14 protein-coding genes are annotated in these 23,669 nt (G+C 35.1%); 4 read left to right on the top strand and 10 right to left on the bottom strand.

From position 1 onward, the window contains the following. Positions 1-42: 42 nt before the first annotated feature. Positions 43-750, top strand: coding sequence for a porin family protein (locus KQA_RS0200150; RefSeq protein WP_010177137.1), 708 nt, complete (start codon positions 43-45; stop codon positions 748-750). Between the two features lie 550 nt (positions 751-1,300). Here the strand turns inward: KQA_RS0200150 and KQA_RS20115 are convergent. The 6 genes from KQA_RS20115 to pyrH all read right to left on the bottom strand — a co-directional run bounded on the left by KQA_RS20115 (position 1,301) and on the right by pyrH (position 11,304). Then, positions 1,301-4,108, bottom strand: coding sequence for a Kelch repeat-containing protein (locus KQA_RS20115; protein ID WP_010177135.1), 2,808 nt, complete (start codon positions 4,106-4,108; stop codon positions 1,301-1,303). Between the two features lie 227 nt (positions 4,109-4,335). Beyond that, on the bottom strand, positions 4,336-5,793 hold the full coding sequence (gene rpoN, locus KQA_RS0200135; RefSeq protein ID WP_010177134.1) for an RNA polymerase factor sigma-54: 1,458 nt from the start codon (positions 5,791-5,793) through the stop codon (positions 4,336-4,338). Positions 5,794-5,967: 174 nt separating this feature from the next. Further along, positions 5,968-7,410, bottom strand: a complete 1,443-nt coding sequence (gene asnS / locus KQA_RS0200130) for an asparagine--tRNA ligase (RefSeq protein WP_010177133.1) — start codon at positions 7,408-7,410, stop codon at positions 5,968-5,970. A 94-nt stretch (positions 7,411-7,504) separates the two neighbouring features. Continuing rightward, positions 7,505-9,850, bottom strand: coding sequence for an efflux RND transporter permease subunit (locus KQA_RS0200125; protein WP_010177131.1), 2,346 nt, complete (start codon positions 9,848-9,850; stop codon positions 7,505-7,507). A gap of 105 nt (positions 9,851-9,955) precedes the next feature. After that, a complete protein-coding gene (gene frr / locus KQA_RS0200120; RefSeq protein WP_010177130.1) occupies positions 9,956-10,519 on the bottom strand; it encodes a ribosome recycling factor in 564 nt (187 codons plus the stop codon). 77 nt (positions 10,520-10,596) lie between these two features. After that, entirely contained in the window at positions 10,597-11,304 is a 708-nt protein-coding gene (gene pyrH, locus KQA_RS0200115; protein WP_010177129.1) for a UMP kinase, read from the bottom strand. 288 nt (positions 11,305-11,592) lie between these two features. Between pyrH and KQA_RS0200110 the strand changes: the two genes are divergently transcribed. Together KQA_RS0200110 and KQA_RS0200105 are read left to right on the top strand one after the other, a co-directional pair. Continuing rightward, the gene (locus KQA_RS0200110) at positions 11,593-12,978 is read left to right on the top strand and encodes a beta-agarase (protein ID WP_010177128.1); all 1,386 of its coding nucleotides are present in this window, start codon (positions 11,593-11,595) and stop codon (positions 12,976-12,978) included. Between the two features lie 125 nt (positions 12,979-13,103). Beyond that, a complete protein-coding gene (locus KQA_RS0200105) occupies positions 13,104-14,459 on the top strand; it encodes a beta-agarase (RefSeq protein ID WP_010177127.1) in 1,356 nt (451 codons plus the stop codon). A gap of 174 nt (positions 14,460-14,633) precedes the next feature. On the opposite strand, the gene tsf is transcribed toward KQA_RS0200105, so the two are convergent. From tsf to rplM, 4 genes are all read right to left on the bottom strand, one after another. Continuing rightward, entirely contained in the window at positions 14,634-15,602 is a 969-nt protein-coding gene (gene tsf / locus KQA_RS0200100; RefSeq protein ID WP_010177126.1) for a translation elongation factor Ts, read from the bottom strand. Positions 15,603-15,756: 154 nt separating this feature from the next. Beyond that, a complete protein-coding gene (gene rpsB, locus KQA_RS0200095) occupies positions 15,757-16,548 on the bottom strand; it encodes a 30S ribosomal protein S2 (protein ID WP_010177125.1) in 792 nt (263 codons plus the stop codon). 172 nt (positions 16,549-16,720) lie between these two features. After that, positions 16,721-17,107: a 30S ribosomal protein S9 gene (gene rpsI / locus KQA_RS0200090; RefSeq protein ID WP_010177124.1), complete on the bottom strand. Its 387-nt coding sequence runs from the start codon at positions 17,105-17,107 to the stop codon at positions 16,721-16,723. After that, positions 17,107-17,562 carry a 50S ribosomal protein L13 gene (rplM, locus tag KQA_RS0200085; protein ID WP_010177123.1) on the bottom strand — a complete coding sequence of 152 codons (456 nt, stop codon included), beginning with the start codon at positions 17,560-17,562 and terminating at the stop codon, positions 17,107-17,109. Before rplM ends, rpsI begins: the two co-directional genes overlap by 1 nt. A gap of 616 nt (positions 17,563-18,178) precedes the next feature. Here rplM and KQA_RS0200080 point away from each other — a divergent pair. Beyond that, positions 18,179-23,650, top strand: coding sequence for a T9SS type B sorting domain-containing protein (locus KQA_RS0200080; RefSeq protein ID WP_010177122.1), 5,472 nt, complete (start codon positions 18,179-18,181; stop codon positions 23,648-23,650). Positions 23,651-23,669: the final 19 nt, after the last annotated feature.

The raw sequence follows: 23,669 nt of genomic DNA, 5'->3' as shown, positions 1-23,669 counted from the left end.
AAATCATTCAATAATAAATAAAGAGAATGCTATATTTACAAGATGAAGTATAGTTTACTTTTATTAATTAATTTATGTAGCCTTTTGGGAATGGCTCAAGAGGAAAAGCGTTTAGCGTTTCCAGAAATTGATTCATTATATAAAGAGGATCAGCTTTATATTGGAATCACATTTAATGCTATAGGTGATCGCCCTGCTGGGATTACCCAATCTGGTTTTTCCGGAGGACTTCATTTTGGAGCAATACGAGATATTCCATTTAATAAGCGTAGAAATTTTGGTATGGGGATCGGGTTAGGCTATTCATTAAATACGTATAATCATAATTTAATTGTTATTCCTGCCGAGGCTGCTAATGAGAACACTAGGTTTAGTGCCATAACGGATCAAAATGCCATTGATAGTAGTCGTTTTACAACACACTTGGTTGAAATGCCTGTAGAGTTTCGTTGGCGCACTTCAACTCCGGAATCCTATAAGTTTTGGCGAATTTATGCGGGAGTTCGTTTGGGATATATGCATTATTTTAAATCAACATTTAAAAATGTTGATGGAGTAGCGTTTAAGGAGAAAAAACCAGATGGTTTAGAACGCTTACGTTTAGGGACTACTGTGAGTTTTGGGTGGAATACATTTAATTTTCATATTTATTACAGTCTAAATAGTTTTTTTGATAAGTCTGTGCAAATCGAAAATCAATTAGGAGGATTTTCGGTAGTTAAACTTGGGTTACTATTTTACATCTTATAGTAGTAACACTAAATTTTCTTTGATCCTAGTAATTTTTCCAAATTTAACTACCGATTATGCCTATAGAATAATTTGTGGTTTTATCCAAAGCATAAGGCTCCTTGTTGCATAATTGCATAATAATTTTGTTTTTAGGTTTTGCTGTTCAACAAAACATTTTTGGCTGGTAATTATTAAGTTGCGCTCTTTCATAATTTAATAATTTTAATAACAAAATATACATTAGTTTAACGACGAATTGCATAAGCACATGCAGCTGGTAAGTTTAAGCTTTTAATAAAGTTGATGATTTTTTTAAAGCTTCCTTTAGTGGATAAATTGAATTGATTTTTCATAATTACATTTTTTAAAGTTTATACTATTGTTTTCTATATGTACAACAGGTTGTATAGCTTTTACCCTACTTTATTTCTGCTTTTTTTATTTAGAAACTTAACTAGATCGTTAAAATGTAATTTAAATCAGATTATTGGTATTTTTTGAAAGAATGAAGTGGTGGTTTAGTTAGATTCGGTTACTTTTTTTTAATCTGAATGCTGAAATAGATTTTCTATTGCGCAACCCTGTTTAAAAGTACGACCCAATCCTTATTGGATGTTGAATTTAATTTTTTTGGAGGAGTTCCTATTTTACGAATAGTACCTCCAGTAATTTTTTTTATGCTTCCTTGTTGTAGGTTGCCTCCAGTTAGGGGATGATACCAAAGGACATCAAAGTTAGCTTTTATATTACTTAGATTTATAGTACTGTTAATTACTTCAGGAAGGTAAATGGCATAGACCTCTCCTGGTTTTTGTAAACAATAAGCTCCTTTTGTGTTTATTAATTTGTGATTAGGTTGCATTTCCCAGTAGGGAATATAAGTGTCAAAAAACGTTTTGGCATGATTTGTAATTTCCCAGAGTTGATTTCGTTGCCTCCAATCTTCGGAAGTTAAGTCATTATGAGGGTGTTTGGCACCAAAATACCATTCCACACCAGCAGCTCCAGAAAATAAAGTACCCCACAAGGCATATTGCCTAAGGCTATTGTGATTTGGGTCTTGGTTATCCGGTAATGCTGCGGTATGCCATAGTCCTATTTCGTCCATGGTTATTATCCAGTTTTGGTTGGTTTTTTTAGAGGTTGTTCGCCATTTTTCTACAACAGCAGCAGCTTCCTTACGATTGGCTTGTTGTAATGATAATCCATCAAGGTATTTAAAACCTAAAATATCATTTAGGATAGTTTCTCGTAAAGGATCCTCAGAATGTGTGTGGAGCAGTACCGGATGATTGTAGGGGTCATTTTCTTTAAGAAATTGAGCCATACTCTTTCGTTGGGCATCATTTTGACCAATAGGAGACCAAGGTGCCGGGCCATTTTCTTCGCCTAAATTCCAAATCAACGCCAAATGATGACCAAATCGAGCTATAAGTTCTTTAAAATAGAGTTGACGTAAAGCTCCCATATCACCATTATCAAGTAGGGTTTCATTTTCTGTTTCTTGCAAAACAAGGTGAAGAAGGATTCCTTTGTGTTGCATGTGGCTAAATAAAATTTCCCATTGCGCTAATTTGCTTACATCAAAACGAGAAAAATCATTTGGATTTATATAGGGCCAAACATCTTTGCCATCACCTAAAATATTTAGGGTTAAAAAATAAGCGGAATTCATTCCTTTTGAGGCGAGGTAATTAACGGCACCGATGATGGCTTTTCCCTTATTTTTTTTCCAGAAGGGGTCACCGGTTTTCCAGTCTTTGAGGTGTGGTGTAAAGGAATGTATGTTTGTAGGAGCTGCAGCTTCACCTTCTCGTGCTTCGGCTTTCATGCGAAAAGTATTGTCGAAATCAATATAACCCAATAAATTTTCGGGACTATTTGTGCCTGCTTTTAACCAATAGTTAGAGGTGTTTTTAAATTTAAAATACCCATTATGAGCTTCTAAGCGACCATGAGTTCTAAAATCAGAGCCGTTTTTATCAGAAGGAATTACAGTAAAAGCTCCTTTAGCATTACTAATTGGTATGAATTTGCCTTTGGAAGAATTGTTGGATAAGGCAATACTATCCCCTTGATGAAGTTTGGCTGTATATGACCATTTGCCAATTTTGTCGGGAGTAAAATGTACCTTCCATATGTTGCCCGAAGTAGCGCTGGTTTCGGCAGCATTTCCGTCAGCAGCATAAAACCCACGAATAGTTTGTTTGGTATGCTCATGTGTAAAGTTTACCAGCAGTCTATAATTTAAAAAAGGGTTTAAGGAAGCAGTTTCTGATGTTTTAGGGCCTTTGAATTCAAGTGTTACAGTATGCCATTGCATGTGTATTTTTGTAGTGTCAAGCCTATTGGTAATGGGTTTCGGGTTTCCTTTAGGCAGTGGCAATCTTTCAATAGTTGTCAATTCGGGATTGCCGCCTCGGTTTCCACAGCCCGAAGCAGTATAAGCATAATTACCAATAATGGCTACGCCTGTGCCATGTCTACCACTGTTTAAAGAAGGCCATATGCTCCAGGAATTTGTTGTAATATTAAAAGCTTCAACTTCGGAATGAGCTTTTTTTTGAGTTATACTTTCGCCTCCGCTAATAATGATGTGGTTATTCCATGTAAAAGCAGCGTTTCCAGCTCTTTCGGTAGGAATAAGCATGTTGTTTGTTACTTGTTCCCATTTTTTAGTGAGTAAATTATAGCAATTTCCATGAGGAACGGTTAAAGCCATATCTTGATCAGTAGCTTTAGAAGTCCTTCGACCGGCAAATGTATACAGTTTGTTATTGTTAACTACAGCCTGAAAATGATCACGGGCATTAGGTGCATCATCAAGTGTTTTCCATGCCCCTGTTTTTGGATTGTAAACATCAAGCCAAGGTTGGTAACCATTCATATGTCCATTAGTGATTCCGCCAACCAGATAAATTTGATTGTTATACACAACGGAGCCGGCACCTCCACGTCGACGGTGTTTGGGAATAGAATCACCATAAACGTATGTATCACGTTCGGGGTAATAAATAATTATTTTATCCAAAGGTTTTTCGTTTGGCCATTGACCAGTCATAGCGCCAATTATATATATGGCATTTTCAAAAACTACAGGCTGAAAATGATGTATTTCAATAGGAGTAGGGGACTTTTCAGTCCAAGTATTAGTAGCTGGATCAAATTCTGAAGTTGGATTAATACGACGTCCGCCTATTAAATAGGCTTTTGATTTATAAGCAACAAAACCAGCTTCGTGCCTAGCCGTTGGTTGTCCATTTGTTTCAAGGCTTTCCCACTTCCAATTTTTAGGAACGCTTTTTTTACAAGCCTGTAAAGAAATTAAACTATATAGGATAAAAAAAATAAATGGCACTCTCCAATAAAATTTCATAAAGTCAAGCCTTTTTAATACTAATTGCTATAATGACTGTAATTTATTGAGAATTAACTAAAAAAAAGATTCAGTTGGAGAAATATATATCACAAATAGTTAATGGAGTATCATTAATTCGGGATTTTGGAGTGTGATTACTAGAGATTTTTGATAAAATGATTTTTTTAGAAATATGGCGAATAGGGTTTCTAGTACATCGTTTTATGTGCTAATTGAAATCCAAACTATATTTTTTTCCTTAACCTAGCTACAGGGAAATCTAGTTGTTCTCTGTATTTAGCAACAGTCCTTCGGGCAATAGGATAACCTTTTTCTTTAAGAATAGCGGCTAATTTCTCATCGGTTAAAGGTTTTTTCTTGTCTTCGGCTTCAATAGTTATTTCCAGTATTTTTTTGATTTCTCTTGTGGAAACTTCTTCTCCTTGATCATTGGTCATGGATTCCGAAAAGAACTCTTTAATTAATTTAGTTCCGTAAGGAGTATCCACATATTTACTATTGGCAACACGTGAAATTGTACTTACATCCATTTCAATTTCATCGGCAATATCCTTTAAAATCATTGGTTTTAAATGGCGTTCATCACCCGATAAAAAGTACTCTTTTTGATAATGCATAATGGCACTCATGGTAATCATAAGTGTTTGTTGTCGTTGTCTAACAGCTTCAATAAACCATTTAGCGGCATCCAATTTTTGTTTTATAAATTGAACAGCATCTTTTTGAGATTTTGTTTTCTTTTTAGTTTCCTTATAGCCTCTTAACATGTCGTTATAAGCTCCAGAAACATGAAGTTCAGGGGCATTTCGTCCATTAAGGTTTAGTTCTAATTCCCCTTCAACTATACGAATGGTAAAATCGGGAACCACGTGTTCAACCATTCGCGTATTTCCTGCAAAACTACCGCCAGGTTTGGGGTTTAAGTGTTCAATTTCCTCAATGGCGTCTTTAAGTTGTTGTTCGGAAACACCGTATTTAGATAGTAATTTTTTGTAATGTTTTTTTGTGAAATGCTCAAAAGAGTGTTCAATAATTCTTTGAGCCAGAACCATAGTTGGTGTCAATTCCTTTCGTTGTAATTGAATATGTAAGCATTCCTGTAAATTACGAGCGCCTACACCTGCCGGGTCTAGTTGATGTACTAGTTTTAGTACTTTTTCAACTTGGGGTTTATCGGTGTATATATTTTGAGTAAAAGCTAAATCATCGGCAATATCATCAAGCGAACGTCTAATGTAGCCACTCTCATCAATACTCCCAATTAAAAATTCGGCAATTAGGTAATCGTTTTCATTTAAACGGTAGGTGTTTAATTGTGATTTTAAGTGCTGATTAAACGAAGTTCCACTGGCATAAGGAACGGATTTATCATCATCATCGGCACTGTAGTTATTTGCTTGTAGGCGATAAGCTGGAACTTCATCGTCACTTAAATATTCATCAATATTGATGTCAACATCATTAGTGTCATCATTGTATTCTTCTTCCTGATTTTCATTAGAAAATTCATCATCAGGATTTTGATCTTTTTCTTTACCAGTATCTAATGCCGGGTTTTCTTCAATTTCTTGTTTTAAACGTTGCTCAAAAGCTTGCGTTGGCAGTTGAATCAGTTTCATTAACTGAATTTGCTGTGGCGATAGCTTTTGCGATAATTTTAAATTGAATTGTTGTTTTAACATTTAACGTGATTTCTTACTGATAATTTAAATACTTTTTAAAGATAATTTTTTTTATTGGCACCGCCAAAGGGGATGTTATTCTTAGGTTTGACTTAAGCTAAGTTACTGAAAATACCAAGGAACGTTTAAAAATGAAATTTGTCAAATTTCATTGTGATTCAAACAGCAATGAATTTAAAAATCAGCATTCATAGGTGTTCTAGGATAAGGTATTACATCACGAACATTGGTCATTCCGGTAACAAAAAGAACTAAACGTTCAAAGCCTAAACCAAACCCACTGTGGGTACATGTTCCAAATCTACGTGTATCTAGGTACCAATATAACTCTTCTTGACTTACGCCAAGGTTATCCATTTTTTCTTTTAAAACATCCAAACGCTCTTCTCGTTGCGATCCCCCTACAATTTCGCCTATACCAGGGAATAATATATCCATGGCGCGAACAGTATTTCCGTCTTCATTTAAACGCATATAAAAAGCTTTAATTTTAGCAGGATAGTTAAATAATATAACAGGACATTTAAAATGTTTTTCAACCAAGTAACGTTCGTGCTCACTTTGTAAATCAACGCCCCATTCATTGACTGGGTACTTGAATTTTTTCTTTTTATTTGGCTTTGATTCCTTAAGAATTTCAACGGCTTCGGTGTAACTTACGCGTTTAAAGTTGTTGTTTAAAATAAACTCAAGCTTTTCGCGAAGTGGCATTTCACTACGCTGTTCTAAAGGTTTTTGTTTTTCTTCGGTTAATAAGCGCTGCTCCAAAAAGGCTAAATCATCTTGACAATGATCTAATACATATTTTATCACGTATTTAATAAAATCTTCGGCAACATCCATATTTTGGTCCAAATTACAGAAAGCCATTTCGGGCTCAATCATCCAAAATTCTGCTAAATGACGTGAGGTATTTGAATTTTCGGCTCTAAAAGTAGGTCCAAAAGTATAAATGTTTCCTAATCCCATGGCATAGGTTTCCCCTTCTAATTGGCCAGAAACGGTAAGATTGGTTTCTTTGCCAAAAAAATCCTTTTTAAAATCGGTGTTGCCATCTTCTCCTTTGGGCAACTGATCAAAATCTAAATGAGTTACTTTAAAAGTTTCGCCAGCACCTTCGGCATCACTTGATGTAATAATTGGCGTATGTACATAAAAAAAGTCACGTTCCTGAAAATATTGGTGTACTGCAAATGAAAGCTTAGAGCGTACTCGCATTATGGCTCCAAAGGTATTGGTGCGAATGCGTAAATGCGCTTGTTCACGCAATAATTCTAAACTATGTTTTTTGGGAGAAAGAATAGTGGTTTTTACTTCTTCGGGATGCGCATCACCTTCTATTTTAAGCGAAGTAATAGTTAATTCAACACGTTGACCTCTCCCTTCACTTTCTTTTAAAACACCCGTAATCCGTAATGAGGCTCCAGTGTGTATTCTGTCAATAATAGAATCATCAATAGTGTTGTCCTCAATTACACATTGAAGATTGTTAATTGTAGAGCCATCATTTAAGGCTATAAATCGATTGTTTCTAAATGAGCGTACCCACCCGTTAACGCTTATTTCTTGTAGTAGTTTTTCTTCTTTTAAAACAGCTACTATTTTTAAATGCTTCATAGTTTATTTGCTAGAAATCTAAAAAAGATCCTTTAAAGGAAACGATAAATAAAAATACATAGATTCCTCGAAGAAACCTTATATAAATTTAGGATTAAGCTTTGGATGTTGATTTTTTACTATTTACGCTCAAGAGTAGTGCAGGGAGTAATACTAAATTGCAAAGCATAGCAAAAAGTAATGTGGCAGAGATTAATCCTCCTAGGGCTTTTGTTCCTCCAAAACTTGAAATAAGGAAGACAGCAAAACCAAAAAATAATACCGTTGAGGTGTAAAACATACTTACACCCGTTTCTCGAATTGCAGAAAAGGTAGCTGCGGTTACATTTCTGTTTGAGGTGAGTAATTCTTGTCGGTACTTGGCCAAAAAGTGAATAGTATCATCAACCGAAATTCCAAAAGCAATACTAAAAACTAAAATGGTCGATGGTTTTATAGGTACTCCAAAATAGCCCATAAGTCCACCAGTGATTAATAAAGGAAGTAAGTTAGGGATCAATGAAATTAAAATCATTCGAACCGATTTAAACATATATCCCATAATTAGGATAATTAATCCAATGGCAATTAAAAGCGATTGCATTAAATTAGTTACTAAATAGCCAGTTCCCTTTTGGAAAATTAGAGCGCGACCAGTAAACGAAACACTATAGCGATCCTTTGGGAAAATTTTCTCAATAATAGGTTTTAGTGTGGTTTCAATTTCTTCCATTTTTTCGGTGCCCACATCTTTCATATAGGTAGAAACGCGTGCATATTGCCCTGTTGAATCTACGTAAGATGAGAGCATACTTTTGTTTTCTTCTAGTGACTTTGCATAGGGAAGCATAAAATTGCGCTCCTGTCTAGTAGGAAGTGAATAAAACTTTGGATCTCCATTGTAAAAAGCTTGTTTGGCAAATTTTACAATATTTACTACCGACTTGGTAGGTGATAATTCAGGAAATTTTTCTATTTCAGCACTCAATTTTTCGATACGTTTTAAAGTGCTTAGTTTTAAAACTCCTTTAGGTTTTTTAGTATCTACAAGGATTTCTAAGGGCATAATGCCGTCAAATTCATTTTCAAAAAACTTAATATCATGAAAAAACTGCAATTCTTGTGACATTTCTTCTAAAAGGCTTCCCGAAACTTTTATTTTGTTCATGCCTATAATGCTCAAAACAAGGATCACTAATGTTACGGCATAAATATAGTTTCTTTTAAAGGAAACAATACTTACCATCCAGTTTACAAAACCATCGACCCAGCGTTTTTCTAAATGCTTCAAATGGCGATCTTTTGGTAAAGGCATAATGCTGTACAGTAAAGGGATCACTAAAATGCACAGTACAAACAGCCCTAAAATACATACAGAAGAGACCATTCCGAATTGAACAAGTAATTCGCTAGAGGTTAATATAAAAGTAGCAAAACCTGCCGCAGTGGTTACATTGGTCATTAAAGTAGCATAGCCTACTTTGCTAATCATTTGAACAAGTGCATCGTTTTTATTGGATTGTTTTTTTATTTCCTGTTGGTATTTGTTTATTAAAAAAATACAATTTGGAATTCCTATAACAATAACTAACGGCGGTATTATTGCGGTAAGTACCGTAATTTGAAAGTGAAATAAACCAATAAATCCAAAGGCCCATAATACACCGATAACAACAGTGATTATAGAAATTAATGTGGCTCTGGCAGATCTAAAAAAGAAAAAGAACAACAATGAGGTAACAAGTAGGGCAGCTCCTAAAAAGAGCTTCATCTCATCAAAAATATTTTGAGAATTCATAGTCCGTATATACGGCATGCCCGAAATTTTTAAATCAATATTGTTATCTTTTTCAAATTGCTCGAGTACGGGATTTAATTTTTTTAAAATAAAATCTCTGCGCGCTCTGGTGTTTACCACATCCTGTCTAATGTAAAGCGCCGATTGAATTGTTTTTTTTGAGCTACTGTATATTAAACCTTCGTAAAAAGGGAGCTCATTGAATAGTTTTTGTTTGTAGTGTGCTATATCAGCTTCAGTAAATACTTTGGCATTGGATACAGGTGTTAATGTAAATGATTTTGGGTTTTCAGTTTTGGTTAGCTCTTTTATTTCGGAAAAAGATACTACAAAATCAACCTCTTCATATTCTTGTAGTTTTTCATTTAGTCTAACCCAACTGTTAAATTTATTTTTATTAAAAATGGTAGAATCATTCACTGCCATTACAATTACAACCCCTTCTTCGCCAAATTTTTCGAAAAATTTATTGTACTCTATGTTTACAGGGTGATCATCGGGTAATAAATTTGTTTCGGTAAATGAAAACTGAATATTACTCCATTGACTCATGAGCCCAATGGTTGTAAATATAATAATGAGTGATACAATAATACGGTTGCTCAAAATAGCTTGAGCAAGTCCATTCCAAAAATAATTGATTTTTCGTTTTGAGGCACTCATTAATTTAGTTTGGGGTTTTACTAGTTATATCGACAAGGATATAAAGTGTTACAAAAAAAGCAACGGAAGTTGTTCCGTTGCTTTTTTGTGGGTTATTTAGGTGTGTTAAACCGTCATTATTTCTTTTTCTTTTAGAACAAGTAAATCATCAATTTTAGCAATATGACTATTGGTAAGTTCTTGAATATCTACTTCGGCATTTTTGGCAATATCTTCAGAAAGTCCGTCTTTTTCTAATTTTTTAATTTCATTATTGGCGCTTTTTCTGTCATTTCGAACACCAACTTTAGCATCTTCAGCCTCTGCTTTAGCTTGTTTAACTAGCTCGCGTCTTCTTTCTTCCGTAAGGGGAGGGACACTTATAATAACACTTTCGCCATTGTTCATAGGGTTAAATCCTAAATTAGCTATCATAATCCCTTTTTCAATTTCTTGAATCATTGATTTTTCATAGGGTTGAATAGTAATGGTTCGGGCATCGGGTGTATTAATATTTCCAACTTGTCCTAATGGTGTTTGCGATCCGTAATAGTCAACAGTTACACTTCCTAGCATAGCAGGTGAGGCTTTACCGGCTCTAATATTTGAAAATTGTTTTTCCAAATGCTTTAGCGCATTACCCATGGATTCTTTAGTGCTGTCTAATATGAAATTTACTTCTTCAGTCATTTTACAATCGGGTTATTCGTTTTGAATTTGAGATTTAGTTTTTGAATGATGTAAGCTAAATCAAATACAAATATTGGTTATACGTTTACTGTAGTTCCCACATTTTCACCTGAAATTAATTTTAATAAATTTCCTTTGGTGTTCATGTCAAAAACTATAATTGGTAATTCATTTTCTTGACTTAATGTGAAGGCAGTCGTGTCCATCACTTTTAGTCCTTTTTTAAGTACTTCGTCAAAACTAATAGTGTCATATTTAGTAGCTGTTTTGTCTTTTTCAGGATCAGCGGTGTAAATACCATCAACACGCGTTCCTTTTAAAATTACATCAGCTTTAATTTCGATGGCACGTAAAACGGCAGCAGAATCTGTAGTAAAGTAAGGGTTACCTGTGCCTCCGCCAAAAATAACAACACGTCCTTTTTCAAGGTGACGCATGGCTCTTCGTCTAATAAAAGGTTCTGCAACTTCATTAATTTCAATAGCAGATTGTAATCGGGTATCCACATTTTCATCTTCCAAAGCACCCTGCAAAGCTAATCCGTTAATCACAGTGGCAAGCATTCCCATGTGATCGCCTTGAACACGATCCATTCCTTTGCTTGCTCCCGCAACTCCTCTAAATATATTTCCACCACCAATAACTATGGCAACTTCAACACCTTTATCAGTAATTTGTTTGACTTGTTTTGCATATTCAGCTAAGCGATTAGGGTCAATACCGTATTGTAAATTTCCCATTAGGGCTTCGCCAGAAAGTTTAAGTAGTATTCTTTTGTATTTCATGCTGTGTTTTAGAAAGATTGTACAAATATAAACATATTCTCTATTTGATTTGGATGAATTTTTAGGTGTAATTTTTAATTTTTATACTATTTTTTTTTGTGCAATATCGTTAGAGTGTTTTTTTAGGGATTGAGTTTATTAATGCTTTGCTAAATATTATATTTGCTACTTTATTTATTTTAATGCATATCTTTATGATAAGTGTGTCTTTTGCATAGTGTAAGATATTGTTTTAAGGGAAATAAAATTTATAAGTTTAATTTTTGTAAAATATTACGACAGAGTTTGATGAGATCATTTGTGACGAAAAGTGCATTAGTAATTTTAAGTTCTTTTTTTGTGTTTAATTCTATTTATGCTAATGGAGGAGAAGGGGAGAAGAAAAAATCAAAAAAAAGTAAACAGAAAAATAAAAGTTTTTTACTAAAGGAAGAGTCTCCTATTACGGGTGATTTTACTAAAGGAAGTTTTAAAATTACTTCATACTTGGGAGTGCCGCCTTTTAAAGGAACATGGGAAGCAATTGATGATTTAACCGATGAATTTAATTATACGGGTAAGAATGCCGAATTTTATAAAAAATGGAAGGATACTTATTTTAATCAATGGTTAGGTCCTGGTTTGACGGAGTGGAACCCCGAGAATACGAATGTGATAGGCGGTAATTTGGTGTTGAAAGCTTCAAGAAAACCTGGGACGGATAAAGTTTATTGTGGAGTAATTTCTTCAAAAAAACAAATTAAATATCCCATATATTCTGAGGTAAAAGCTAAAGTAGCCAATCAAGTACTTTCGTCAAATTTTTGGTTTTTGAGTCCCGATGATAAAAGAGAAATTGATGTTTTGGAAATTTATGGGAGTGATCGAGAAGATCATAAATGGTTTGCAGCACGTCCTTCGACAAATTATCATGTCTTTGTGAGGGATAATGGAAATCGTATTCTAGAAGATTTAAATGATCAAAATCATCATACATTACCAAATGATGAGCCGTGGCGTGAGGGATGGCATCGTTTTGGAGCGCATTGGATTGATCCTTTTACAGTTGATTTTTATTATGATGGAAAAGTGGTACGAAAATTGATAAAGGAAAAAGTGAAAGATCCAGAAGGTTTAGGAATGGATAGAGATTCATTTTTAATTATTGATCTAGAGGATCATGATTGGCGATCAAATCAAGGGTTTTTTCCAACTGATGAGGAGTTAAATGATGCATCTAAAAATAAATATTTAGTGGATTATGTGAGAACTTACAGACCTGCTCGTAGTTTTAGATTAGAGGGAGGTTTGATTCAAAATGGTTCGTTTGATGAGCCAGATTTAAATCAGTGGTATTGGAATAAAAAGGTGCGGTTGAGTGCTGATTTAAATGAGAATAGTGGTGAGGTTTTTTCGGTTAATTTAGCCGGTAAAGGGGCTAAAATAATCCAGGAAGTTGAGGTTGAAAAAAATACGTTGTATAAGCTGTCATATAAAGTTAAAGGTGCTAATGGAGGTGCTGTTTTAGTAGGGGTTTATAGTATTGATGAAGAAAAAGTGGAATCAAATGAAGGCTGGAAGTATGAAACACTTTCGTTTAATTCTGGGAATAATAAAACAATTTACATTACTGCAGAAAATGTAAGTGATTCAAAAGTATTAGTTGATTCATTTAAATTGAAAAAAATCGAATAGTAATTTACTTGGTTAATTCTTAAAAAACAGATTGCTTTTTGGAATAGGTTGAGGTATTCGGTAGTGTGAGGTGGATTGTGTGCTCTGTCGAAAATTCGTATGGGGTTGTTTTAAACATATAAATTATGAATAAAAAAGTAGTATCAATTTTGGCATGTGTAACCATGATGTCAGCTGGTATTGTTGCTCAAAGTAACAAAAAAGGTAAGGATATTGGTAAGTCTTATGAAACTGAAAGAAATGGGTCGGCGTCACCTGTAACAGGAGCATTTAAGAATGGGAATTATAAATTGCCAAAGTCAGTAGGTAATCCTCCGCTTGGAATGGCCTGGGAAGTTGTAGGTACGCACTCAGATGAATTTAATTATTCGGGAAAAGGGACTGAGTTTAAGAAAAATTGGAAGGATACTTATTTTAATGCATGGACCGGTCCTGGATTAACGTATTGGAATTCCAAAAACACGGATGTTAAAGATGGGAACTTGATTGTGATGGCTTCCAGAAAGCAAGGAACCGATAAAGTGAATTGTGGAGTAATAACATCTAAAAAGCAAATTAAATATCCTATATATTCTGAAGTTAGAGCTAAGGTGGCTAATCATGTGCTTTCTTCGAATTTTTGGTTTCTAAGTCCCGATGATAAAAGGGAGATTGATGTGTTGGAAATTTATGGAAGTGATCGAGATGATCATAAATGGTTTGCGGCAAGACCATCAACTAATTATCATGTTTTTGTTCGTGAAGAAGAAGGAAATGCTATTATTGAAGATTTAAATAAGCAGCACCACCATACATTGCCAAATGAGGAGCCTTGGAGAAATGATTGGCATCGTTTTGGAGCATATTGGAAAGATCCCTTTACGGTAGATTTTTATTATGATGGAAAAATAGTTCATGAACTACGTAAATCTGGAATTAATGATCCAGAAGGCTTGGGAATGGATAGGGATTCGTTTATGATTATAGATTTGGAAGATCATGATTGGAGATCAAACGCAGGTAACAAAGCAACAGATAGAGAACTTTCGGATGCTTCTAGGGATTATTTGGTGGATTATGTGCGTACTTATAGGCCAGTAGCAGCCAAAGATGATGAAGGATTGTTAAAGAATGGATCGTTTAATGATCCAAGTTTAACAAGCTGGTTTTGGACAAAAGGGGCAACTGTAAGTGCTAATATTGAGGATAACGATAGTGAGATTTATGCTTTAAAACTTGCTCAGGGAGCTTCTGTAATTCAAAAAATAGCTGTAGAGCCTGGGAAGAGTTATGAATTAAGTTGGAAAACAGGTGGTAAAAAAGGAGCAGGTGCTACTGTTGAGGTGTTTAATTATCCAATAGGTAAAAAAGTAGTTTCTAATGGAGAATGGACATACAGTAAATTAAAATTTCATACTGGGAAAAAAGAAATGATTTATGTAATTGTAAAAGGTGTTAGTAATGATGTTTTGGTTGATTCGTTTGAATTAATTAAGAAGTAGTTCTTTCTTTTAAATATATAGTTAAAGGGTTGTTTTCGAATAGCCCTTTTTTTTGTGTTTTGTTTTTGCTTATTGCAAAGGGGTGCGGTTAGGTTAGTTACTTTGTGTTTTTGGATTATCATAAAAAAACCACTTGCATCACAAGTGGTTTTATTTGTTGTATGTTTAATTGGATTAAACCAATGAAACTCTTTCGAAGCTTACTACTTCAACATCACCTTTAGATGCAACGAATTCAGCAACGTTTTTAGATTCGTCCATAATAAAACGTTGGTCTAATAAACATTTTTCGTGGTCTAACGTCGTGTTGTCAGAAATAAAACGCTCTAATTTACCAGGTAAAATACGGTCCCATATTTTTTCTGGCTTACCTTCAGCTTTCAATTCTTCTTTGATAGTTTCTTCAGCTTTAGCTAAAATTTCATCATTTAATTGAGAACGAGAAATGAATAAAGGAACGTTTTTAAGCGTTTTACCTAAGCGACCTAACTCGATATTGTCTTTTTCAATAGCAGCAATACGCGCTTCGGTTTCTGAAGCTACATATTCTGGGTCAAAATCTTTATAAGATAAAGTAGTTGCACCCATTGAGGCTACTTGCATTGAAATGCTTTTTGCTAATTCACCAGCACCATCAATGGCTGCAGATAAACCAACTAGTGCTCCAATTTTGTTACCGTGAATGTATGATCCAATGAATGGAGCTTCTAAAACTTTATAGCCACCTATTTCAATTTTTTCACCAATAACACCAGTTTGCTCAATAAGCTTTTCTTGAACAGTTAGCCCGCCTTCATATTCGGCAGCTAAAAATTCTTCCTTTGTGTTGTGGTTTAATGCAACTTCGGCCATTTTATTTGCCATAGTTACGTAAGTGTCATTCTTTGCTACGAAATCAGTTTCGCAATTCAAAGATAATACAACACCTCTTGTTGAGTCAGCATTAATTTTAGAAACAACAGCACCTTCACTAGAGTCTCTGTCGGCTCTTTTTTCAGCGATTTTTTGCCCTTTTTTACGTAAAATGTCAATTGCTTTGTCAAAATCACCTTCAGCTTCAACTAAGGCTTTTTTACAATCCATCATACCTGCTCCGGTAGTCTTTCTTAACTTACCTACATCTGCAGCGCTTATTTTAGACATAACTATATGTTTTAAATTATGAGTTTAAATTTAAATAAATAAGTCGTTTAGTGAATGCAAAGAAACCTCCTAAACGACTTATTTTAGTATTGTTAACTTTAAGTTAACCTGAAACCCTAAGATTTCAATTTTGTAAAAACAGTCTTAGACTGAATTATTCAGCTTTTGCTTCTTCTGTAGCTGGAGCTTCAGGAGCAGCTGGTGCTGCTGGTTTAGCTTCAGCTTTTGGTGCAGCAGCTTTACTTTCTTTAGCAGCTTTACGCTCATTTAAGCCTTCAATAATAGCATCACTTACGTATCCCATTACCTTGTCAATAGATTTAGAAGCATCATCATTTGCAGGGATAATATAGTCAACCTGACGTGGGTCAGAGTTGGTATCCACCATTGCAAAAATTGGAATGTTTAATTTTTGAGCTTCTTTTACAGCAATGTGTTCTCTTGTTATATCAACAATAAAAAGTGCACCTGGTAAACGAGTCATATCAACAATTGATCCTAAGTTTTTTTCCAACTTAGCACGTAAACGGTCTACTTGTAAACGCTCTTTCTTTGAAAGTGTGTTAAAAGTACCATCCTTCTTCATTCTATCAATCGTAGCCATTTTTTTAATCGCTTTACGGATAGTAACAAAGTTAGTTAGCATACCACCTGGCCATCTTTCAGTAATGTAAGGTTGGTTTGCTTTAGCAGCTTTTTCTGCTACAATCTCTTTTGCTTGCTTTTTAGTTGCAACAAAAAGGATTTTTCTACCAGAAGCAGCAATTTTTTTCAAAGCTTCAGAAGCTTCGTCAATCTTTGCAGCTGTTTTGTATAAGTTTATAATGTGAATCCCATTACGCTCCATGTAAATGTATGGCGCCATGTTAGGATCCCATCTTCTAGTCAGGTGTCCAAAATGAACTCCCGCGTCTAGTAATTCTTTTACTTCAATGTTGTTTGCCATTTTTGTAATAGTTTACGTTCCGTTTACTTTAAATTAGCAACACTATACTTAGTGTTTAGATGCTAAACCAAATCTTGTTACGTCTTTTATTTAAAAAAGAATAAACAAGTAACGACAACATGTTTTTAATTTTTCTAATACTTCCAATCGAAAAAGGAAAAACACCAAGTGTTTAACGTTTCGAGAATTGGAATTTTTTACGCGCTTTCTTCTGACCGAATTTCTTACGTTCAACCATACGAGGATCTCTAGTTAATAAACCTTCTGGTTTAAGTACTAATCTGTGTTCAGCATCAATTTCGCATAAGGCTCTAGAGATAGCTAAACGGATCGCTTCAGCTTGTCCTGTGATACCACCACCGTATACATTTACTTTTACATCGTATTTGTCTTCATTTTCAGTTAAAATGAAAGGTTGTTTTACTTTGTATTGTAAAGTTGCAGTTGTTAAGTAGTCACTTAAGTCTTTTTTGTTTACCGTTACTTTACCTGAACCTTCAGATAAGTATACACGAGCAACAGAGGTCTTTCTACGACCAATTTTGTGAATAACTTCCATTACTTAAATTCGTTTAAGTTAATAGTTTTAGGCTGTTGCGCTTCGTACTTATGACTTGCACCGTTAACCACTTTTAAATTGCGAAAAAGTTCAGCACCTAATTTGTTTTTAGGTAACATTCCTTTTACTGCTTTTTCAACAAGGCGCTCAGGTCCTTTGCCGAATAATTCTTGTGCCGTTAGGCTTCTTTGTCCACCTGGATACCCTGTGTGACGGATGTAAGATTTCTCACTCCATTTATTACCCGTAAGCTGAATTTTTTCTGCGTTAATAACAATTATGTTATCTCCACAGTCAGCATGCGGTGTAAAACAAGGCTTGTGTTTTCCTCTTAATAGTTTTGCAACTTTAGAAGAAAGGCGACCTAAAGTTTGTCCTTCAGCGTCTACCAATAACCACTCTTTGTTAGCAGTTGCTTTGTTGGCAGATACTGTTTTGTAACTTAATGTGTCCACACTAATTAATTTTACTGATTATTAAACATTCCATTTCCCTGCATAAAACAGGGGTGCAAATGTATAACTATATTTCCAGATAGCAAAGCTTGTTTTGTTTTTTAGTTAATTATGGTTGCTTTTTGGTGATTTTTACCTTATATGTTATTGGTTGTTGTTTGTTAATTATATATGTTTTTTGATGTTGGATTTAGTTGGGTTATACGGGTAGTAGTATGAGGTGATTTTGAGTCTGGATAATGTGCGTTGTTTTATAAGTAAATGGTGTAAGAAAAGAGGTTTTTTGTGAAGTTTTTTTTATTGAAAATTGTAGGTTGATCGTTATATATGTTGGTTTTGTAGAGTTGTTGTTAGGTTAAATCTTACAAATGTAAAAAAGAATTACAGTGTATTTTTTAAGAAGGTTAAATCTTACAATTTGTAAAATTTGTAACACTCATGTTTTCAGGAGTTACTGGTTTTTTTGTAAGAAATTTTTGTCTTGTTTTTTTGGTTTTGTTGCTTTTTAAAAACGGTGTTATTTGTATCATATCGAAAAGGGGTTTTGCAAATATATTACTTTGAAAATATTAGCGTTATTTCAGTTGTTAAACTATCATGCTAATTATTATCTATTATGCAAAAATTACTCTTTTTTGTAAGCGTTCTCTTCGGGATTATAAATGTATATGGACAGCAACCTACTTCAATTACTATTGATATTGAATTTGGTACTAATCCATCATGTGAAGGTTCGTTGGTGCAATTGAAAGCAGTTCCTAGTGAGTTGAATTCAGCTTATCAGTACGATTGGTGGGAAATACCTCAAGAAGGACCTGAAAACGGTAGAAGGAATAATGTTAAAAGGATTTTAGCAGACGGGAGTACTGTTGATGTTAGAGGTACTGAAGGTCCTAATGGTGAAAATACATTTATTAGAGTGAATCCAAGAGTGACAACCTTGTATGGGGTTCGTATTGGCGGGACAACACAAGAAATTATTATAAATGTTGATAAAGCTCCTAACCCAGGTATAAGTGCTTCTATTTTTTTGTGCGGAAAAACAAGTGATATAGATTTGTTTTCCGAATTAGACGGTGCACCGGAAACAGGAGGGGTATGGAATCCTGGAAATGGAACCTATGATATTACAAATACTAAAGGGGGAGTGTTTACATATACAGTTGATAAGGGAGGGGCTTGTCCAGTGCAATCTGCAACAGTCACTGTGCGACCTTGTGGTTTCAATGATAGCGATAATGACGGTGATTTGAATGATGTAGATAACGATGATGATAATGATGGTATCCCTGATACAGTAGAGGATGGTTTTTGTACACCAGCCAGTTTAACGCCGACCTTTGTTTTGGAAGAAGATTTTGGTTTTGGAGGGCCTACCAGAAGTAAATTTGTGGAAGGGACTGGTTTAACATTTAATCCAGGTATCCCTCAAGATATTAATGGAAATGACGGAGAGTATAACATAGCAACCTCATTACATATTTTTAATTTTAATAATGAAAGTGCATTATATATATCATCAGAAGCGAATGGACATGGAGATGCAAATGGTGATACCGATGGTAGGTTTATGGCTATAAATATGTTGACAAGTTCTTTTTTGTCAAAGCCAATATTTCAGGTTAAAGACTTACCTGTAACTCCAGGAATAGAATATGATTTTAGTATGAGGGTGGCTAATTTGAATGGAAATGGAGGGACACTTCCTAATTTAAGAATAGAGGTTTTAGACCAGGCTACAGGTAATTTAATAGCTGATGCAGGTTCGGGAACAATACCATACAATAATGATGAATGGGTTCTTAAGGAGGCTAAATTTATTCCAGCTGCTGGAGTAACAACCGTAACGGTTGTGGTAACAAATCAGCAATTAACATCTGGAAACGGAAATGACGTAGGAATTGATAATATATTTCTTTCTCGTTTACAATGTGATTTTGACCGCGATGGGATTCCAAACTCTGAGGATTTAGATAGTGATAACGATGGTATTTATGATATAGTTGAAAATAACGAAGGAGCAAAGGATGCTGATAGTGATGGTCGCGTAGATAATCAAGCGGATTCTGGTAGCATTACAACTATTGTTAATAGTGATGGTGATAGTAATCCAGATTATTTAGATGTTGACTCGGATAATGATGGTATTATTGACCATGTAGAAGCTATGGAAACGGCTAGTTATATTGGTCCTAGTGGAGTTGATGGGAATTTTAATGGGGTAGATGATAGTTATGATACCAATGGAACACCTATTGTTCTTTCAGATGCAGATGCAGATGGAACACCAGATTACTTGGATGATAACTCAGATGATGATTGTTTGGATGATACTGTTGAAGCTTATGATCTAAATCAGGATGGGGTGTCTGATATATTGAATGCGGCATTTAATGATGCTGATAATGATGGTTTTGATGATGATTACGATACGGTAGTTCTTGGAAGATTGACAAAAGATACCAATGGAACAAATGACGGACAAGAACCAAGTTTGTTTCCCGATGTACATAACCCAGGTGGGGATCGTGATTGGAGACAAGAATTTGAATTTTCTGCAGCTCCATTAACAAAGTTTGAAACATGTGCAGGGGGAACTCCTGTTAATTTGTTTGATCAGTTACCAGCTGGATTGGCCACAACAGGAACATGGACAGTGCCTACAGGAGGGGGGATTGCATTAACAGGTGGACATTTAGGAACATTGGACCCTGCCACTGAAATGAAAGAATTAGATTATGTGTATACGCTACCGTTAATAGGATCTTGTCCAGAAAGAAAATATACGCTCCCCGTGGAGGTAATGCCTGTGCCATTTGCAGGAGAAAATAAAACTGTTCCTAAGTGTACCTCAGATGGAGGATTCAATTTATTTGATGAGTTAGGAGATAAAATGGATGGGACTAAACCCAGTACAGGTGGTGAATGGACAATAGCAGCTACAACAGTTGGAGGTGCCGCAGTTACTTTTGGAACCGATGACAAAGGAGCGTTTGATCCAAGTAAGGATGCTTTTGGGGTATATACTTACACGGTAAGTGGTGGAGCAGGTTGTGGAGTTGATACAGCAACAGTGACAATAACAATAGGAGGGGCAAATGCAGGTGTAGCTCCAGCTGATCCATTAATTTTGTGTAGGAATGACACAACAACTATAGATTTATTTAGTGAATTAACAGGAGGTCCTGAAACTACTGGAACTTGGACTATGCCGGTTCCAGGTGGAACTACAACATTTAATGGGGTGATAACGCCATCGGATGTTAAATTTATATCGGGGACGTATAATTATAAAGTGACTTCTTCAGATGCTACATGTCCGGATGATGAAGTAGATGTGGAAGTTGTTATTATTGATATTTTTGCTGGGGAAGATAATCTTACGGTGTCAAAATGTACTTCAGATGCGACATTTGATTTATTTGATGAATTAGGAGATAGAGGAGATGGAACTACTCCAAATACAGGCGGTGTATGGACAGTTGGAACAACTACTACGGTTTTTGGAACCGATGATAAAGGATCGTTTACACCAGGTATGGCGGGTACATTTACTTACACCTATACTGTTACGGATAGTTCATCGGCTAGTTGTACCGAAGATACAGCAACAGTGACAGTCACAGTTGGTGGAGCAAATGCAGGTATTGCACCAAGTACTATTACTGAGTGTAGGGATAATACAACAGCTATAGATTTATTTGCGTTATTAACAGGTTCACCACAAACAGGTGGTGTATGGACTAGACCCGATAGTACGACATTTGATGGGAATTTAATTCCTTCTGATTTAGCTTTTACATCAGGAAATTATACCTATACGGTAACCGATCCATCAAACCCTACTTGTGCAAGTGATAATGTTATTGTTGAAGTTGTAATAAACGAAATTCCAACGATATCCGTTACAACAAAAAAATGTGATGCTACAGGTCCAACGGCAACGGTATACAATATAGATTTTACATTTACTAATGCTGTAGCTATAGTTAGTAATATAGCAACAGCTAATGTTACTTTTGATACAGTGACAGGAACAGGTACAGTTACGGATATTCCCAAAGATCAGGATATCGTATTAACAGCAACCAACGGGACTTGTGATTTTGATTTGGATGTTATAAAGAAAGATTGTGATTGTCCCGATGATTTAAAAAAGCCAGGAGTGCCCATTGCTAATATTACGTTTTGTGATACACAAGATGCTCCAGAATTAAGAGTAACTGTTGATGATCCTACTGATTTTACAGCACGTTGGTATGCCCCTAATGGTAGTCCAATTGTTGGAGCAGAAAGCACATTAACCTATACGCCTGTGAAAGCAGATTTAAAAGAAGGAGAAAATGTTTTTACAGTAACAGCTGTTGATATAAAAACAGATTGTGAAAGTGATGCGGTGAATGTAATAGTTACCAGAGTAAATACACCAGTAATTACGGTACCAAGTAAAAGAGAAGCTTGTGGGGAATTTGTTTTAGAGCCATTGCCTGTTGGTGATTACTATACCGAAAAAGAAGGGAAAGGTACAAAATATGATGGTAGAGGAGGAGATGTAGTAATGGTATCAGGGACATTGTATATTTATGCTGAAAGTACATCTGGAAGTACAGTATGTCCAGCAGAAGAAGAATATGAAATTATTGTAAATCCAATACCGGTATTAACAGCCCCAATGGATGTGGTTGAGTGTGGAAAGTATGAACTCCCAGCATTAGCAGCCAATCAGCAATATTTTACAGCACCAAGTGGCGGTGGAGACGAATTAATACCAGGAACTGCTAATGGAGAAATCACATTAACTCAAGTGGTTTTTATAAGAGAAACTACTGATAAAAATTGTAGTGCAGAAGTGTCATTTTTGATTACCATCCAAGAATTAGATGGTAATACAGGCTCAGATGGGCAGCTTGATTTGTGTGTAAATAGTGGTTCTGTAACCTTGATTAATGGATTGGGAGGAAGTCCAACCGATAATGGAACTTGGGTGAACGAAACCGATACAACAACTGTTTTAGGTGATGGTAGTTATGAAATAGATCCTAGTACATTAGGAGCAGGTAGTTATACCTTTGTTTACAGTATAAGTAATACTACTTGTACAAGTTCAAACAAAGTAGAAATAACTATTGAAGATTTACCCACACCAACACTACCAGCTACATTACCTGTGGCTACACAATGTGAAACCTTTACGTTGCCAAGTTTGCCTGCGAATCAATTTTATTCTACTATTTCACTAGCTACAGATCCAAATGTTATAGTAGATCTTAGTGCCGGTCAAGTATTAACATCGACAAGTGATTTGTTTTTAATTGAAGAAAATGCGAATGGCTGTAAAGGAGAGATTCCTTTCAAGATAACGATCGAAAATTTACCTCAATTTGATTTAATAGGAGGAGATGGTTGTATTGATCCTGATGGGAATGTGGATCCAATTACTATCTCGACTTCATTAAATACTGCGGATTATGATTTGCAATGGTTATTGAATGGAGTGGATTTAGCAGGTGAAACTAACCCTGAAATTGAAGCAACAAAAATTGGAGATTATACTATTGAATTTTCTAGTAAAACCACTGCAGGTTGTAGTGATTCGAGGACGACAACTATTTCGCCAATTGAATCCCCAGAAAATTTAACCTTTAAAGCAGGTTTAAATACCGTTGAATTATTTGTTACCAAAGGGGATGATTTAACATATACGTTAATTGGTGTCGATAATAATTATTTGGTTACCCAAGTAGGAAATGTATTTAGAGGAGTTCCTCCTGGAGAATACTTAGCTACTGTTTCAAATCAATGTAACTCTTTATCTGCGGATGTTTCTGTTTTCGGTTTTCCAGAATTTTTCTCTCCTAACGGTGATACGGATAATGAATTATGGAATGTGAAAGGGAGTCCTGGAGATAAAAAGATTTTAATTAGCATTTACGATCGATATGGAAGATTAATGGCAAGTTTTAATCCCGAATCTCGTGGCTGGAACGGAACCTATAATGACCTACATATGCCAGCTGATGACTACTGGTATTATGCAAAAACAGATGATGGAGAGGAATATCGTGGACACTTTGCATTACTTAGATAAGCACCTAAATTTAACTAAC

It is taken from the genome of Aquimarina agarilytica ZC1, from assembly GCF_000255455.1.
GTDB classification, from domain to species: domain Bacteria; phylum Bacteroidota; class Bacteroidia; order Flavobacteriales; family Flavobacteriaceae; genus Aquimarina; species Aquimarina agarilytica.
The sequence above is the reverse complement of the archived record's forward strand: the minus strand, read 5'-3'. Positions and strand labels throughout refer to the sequence as shown.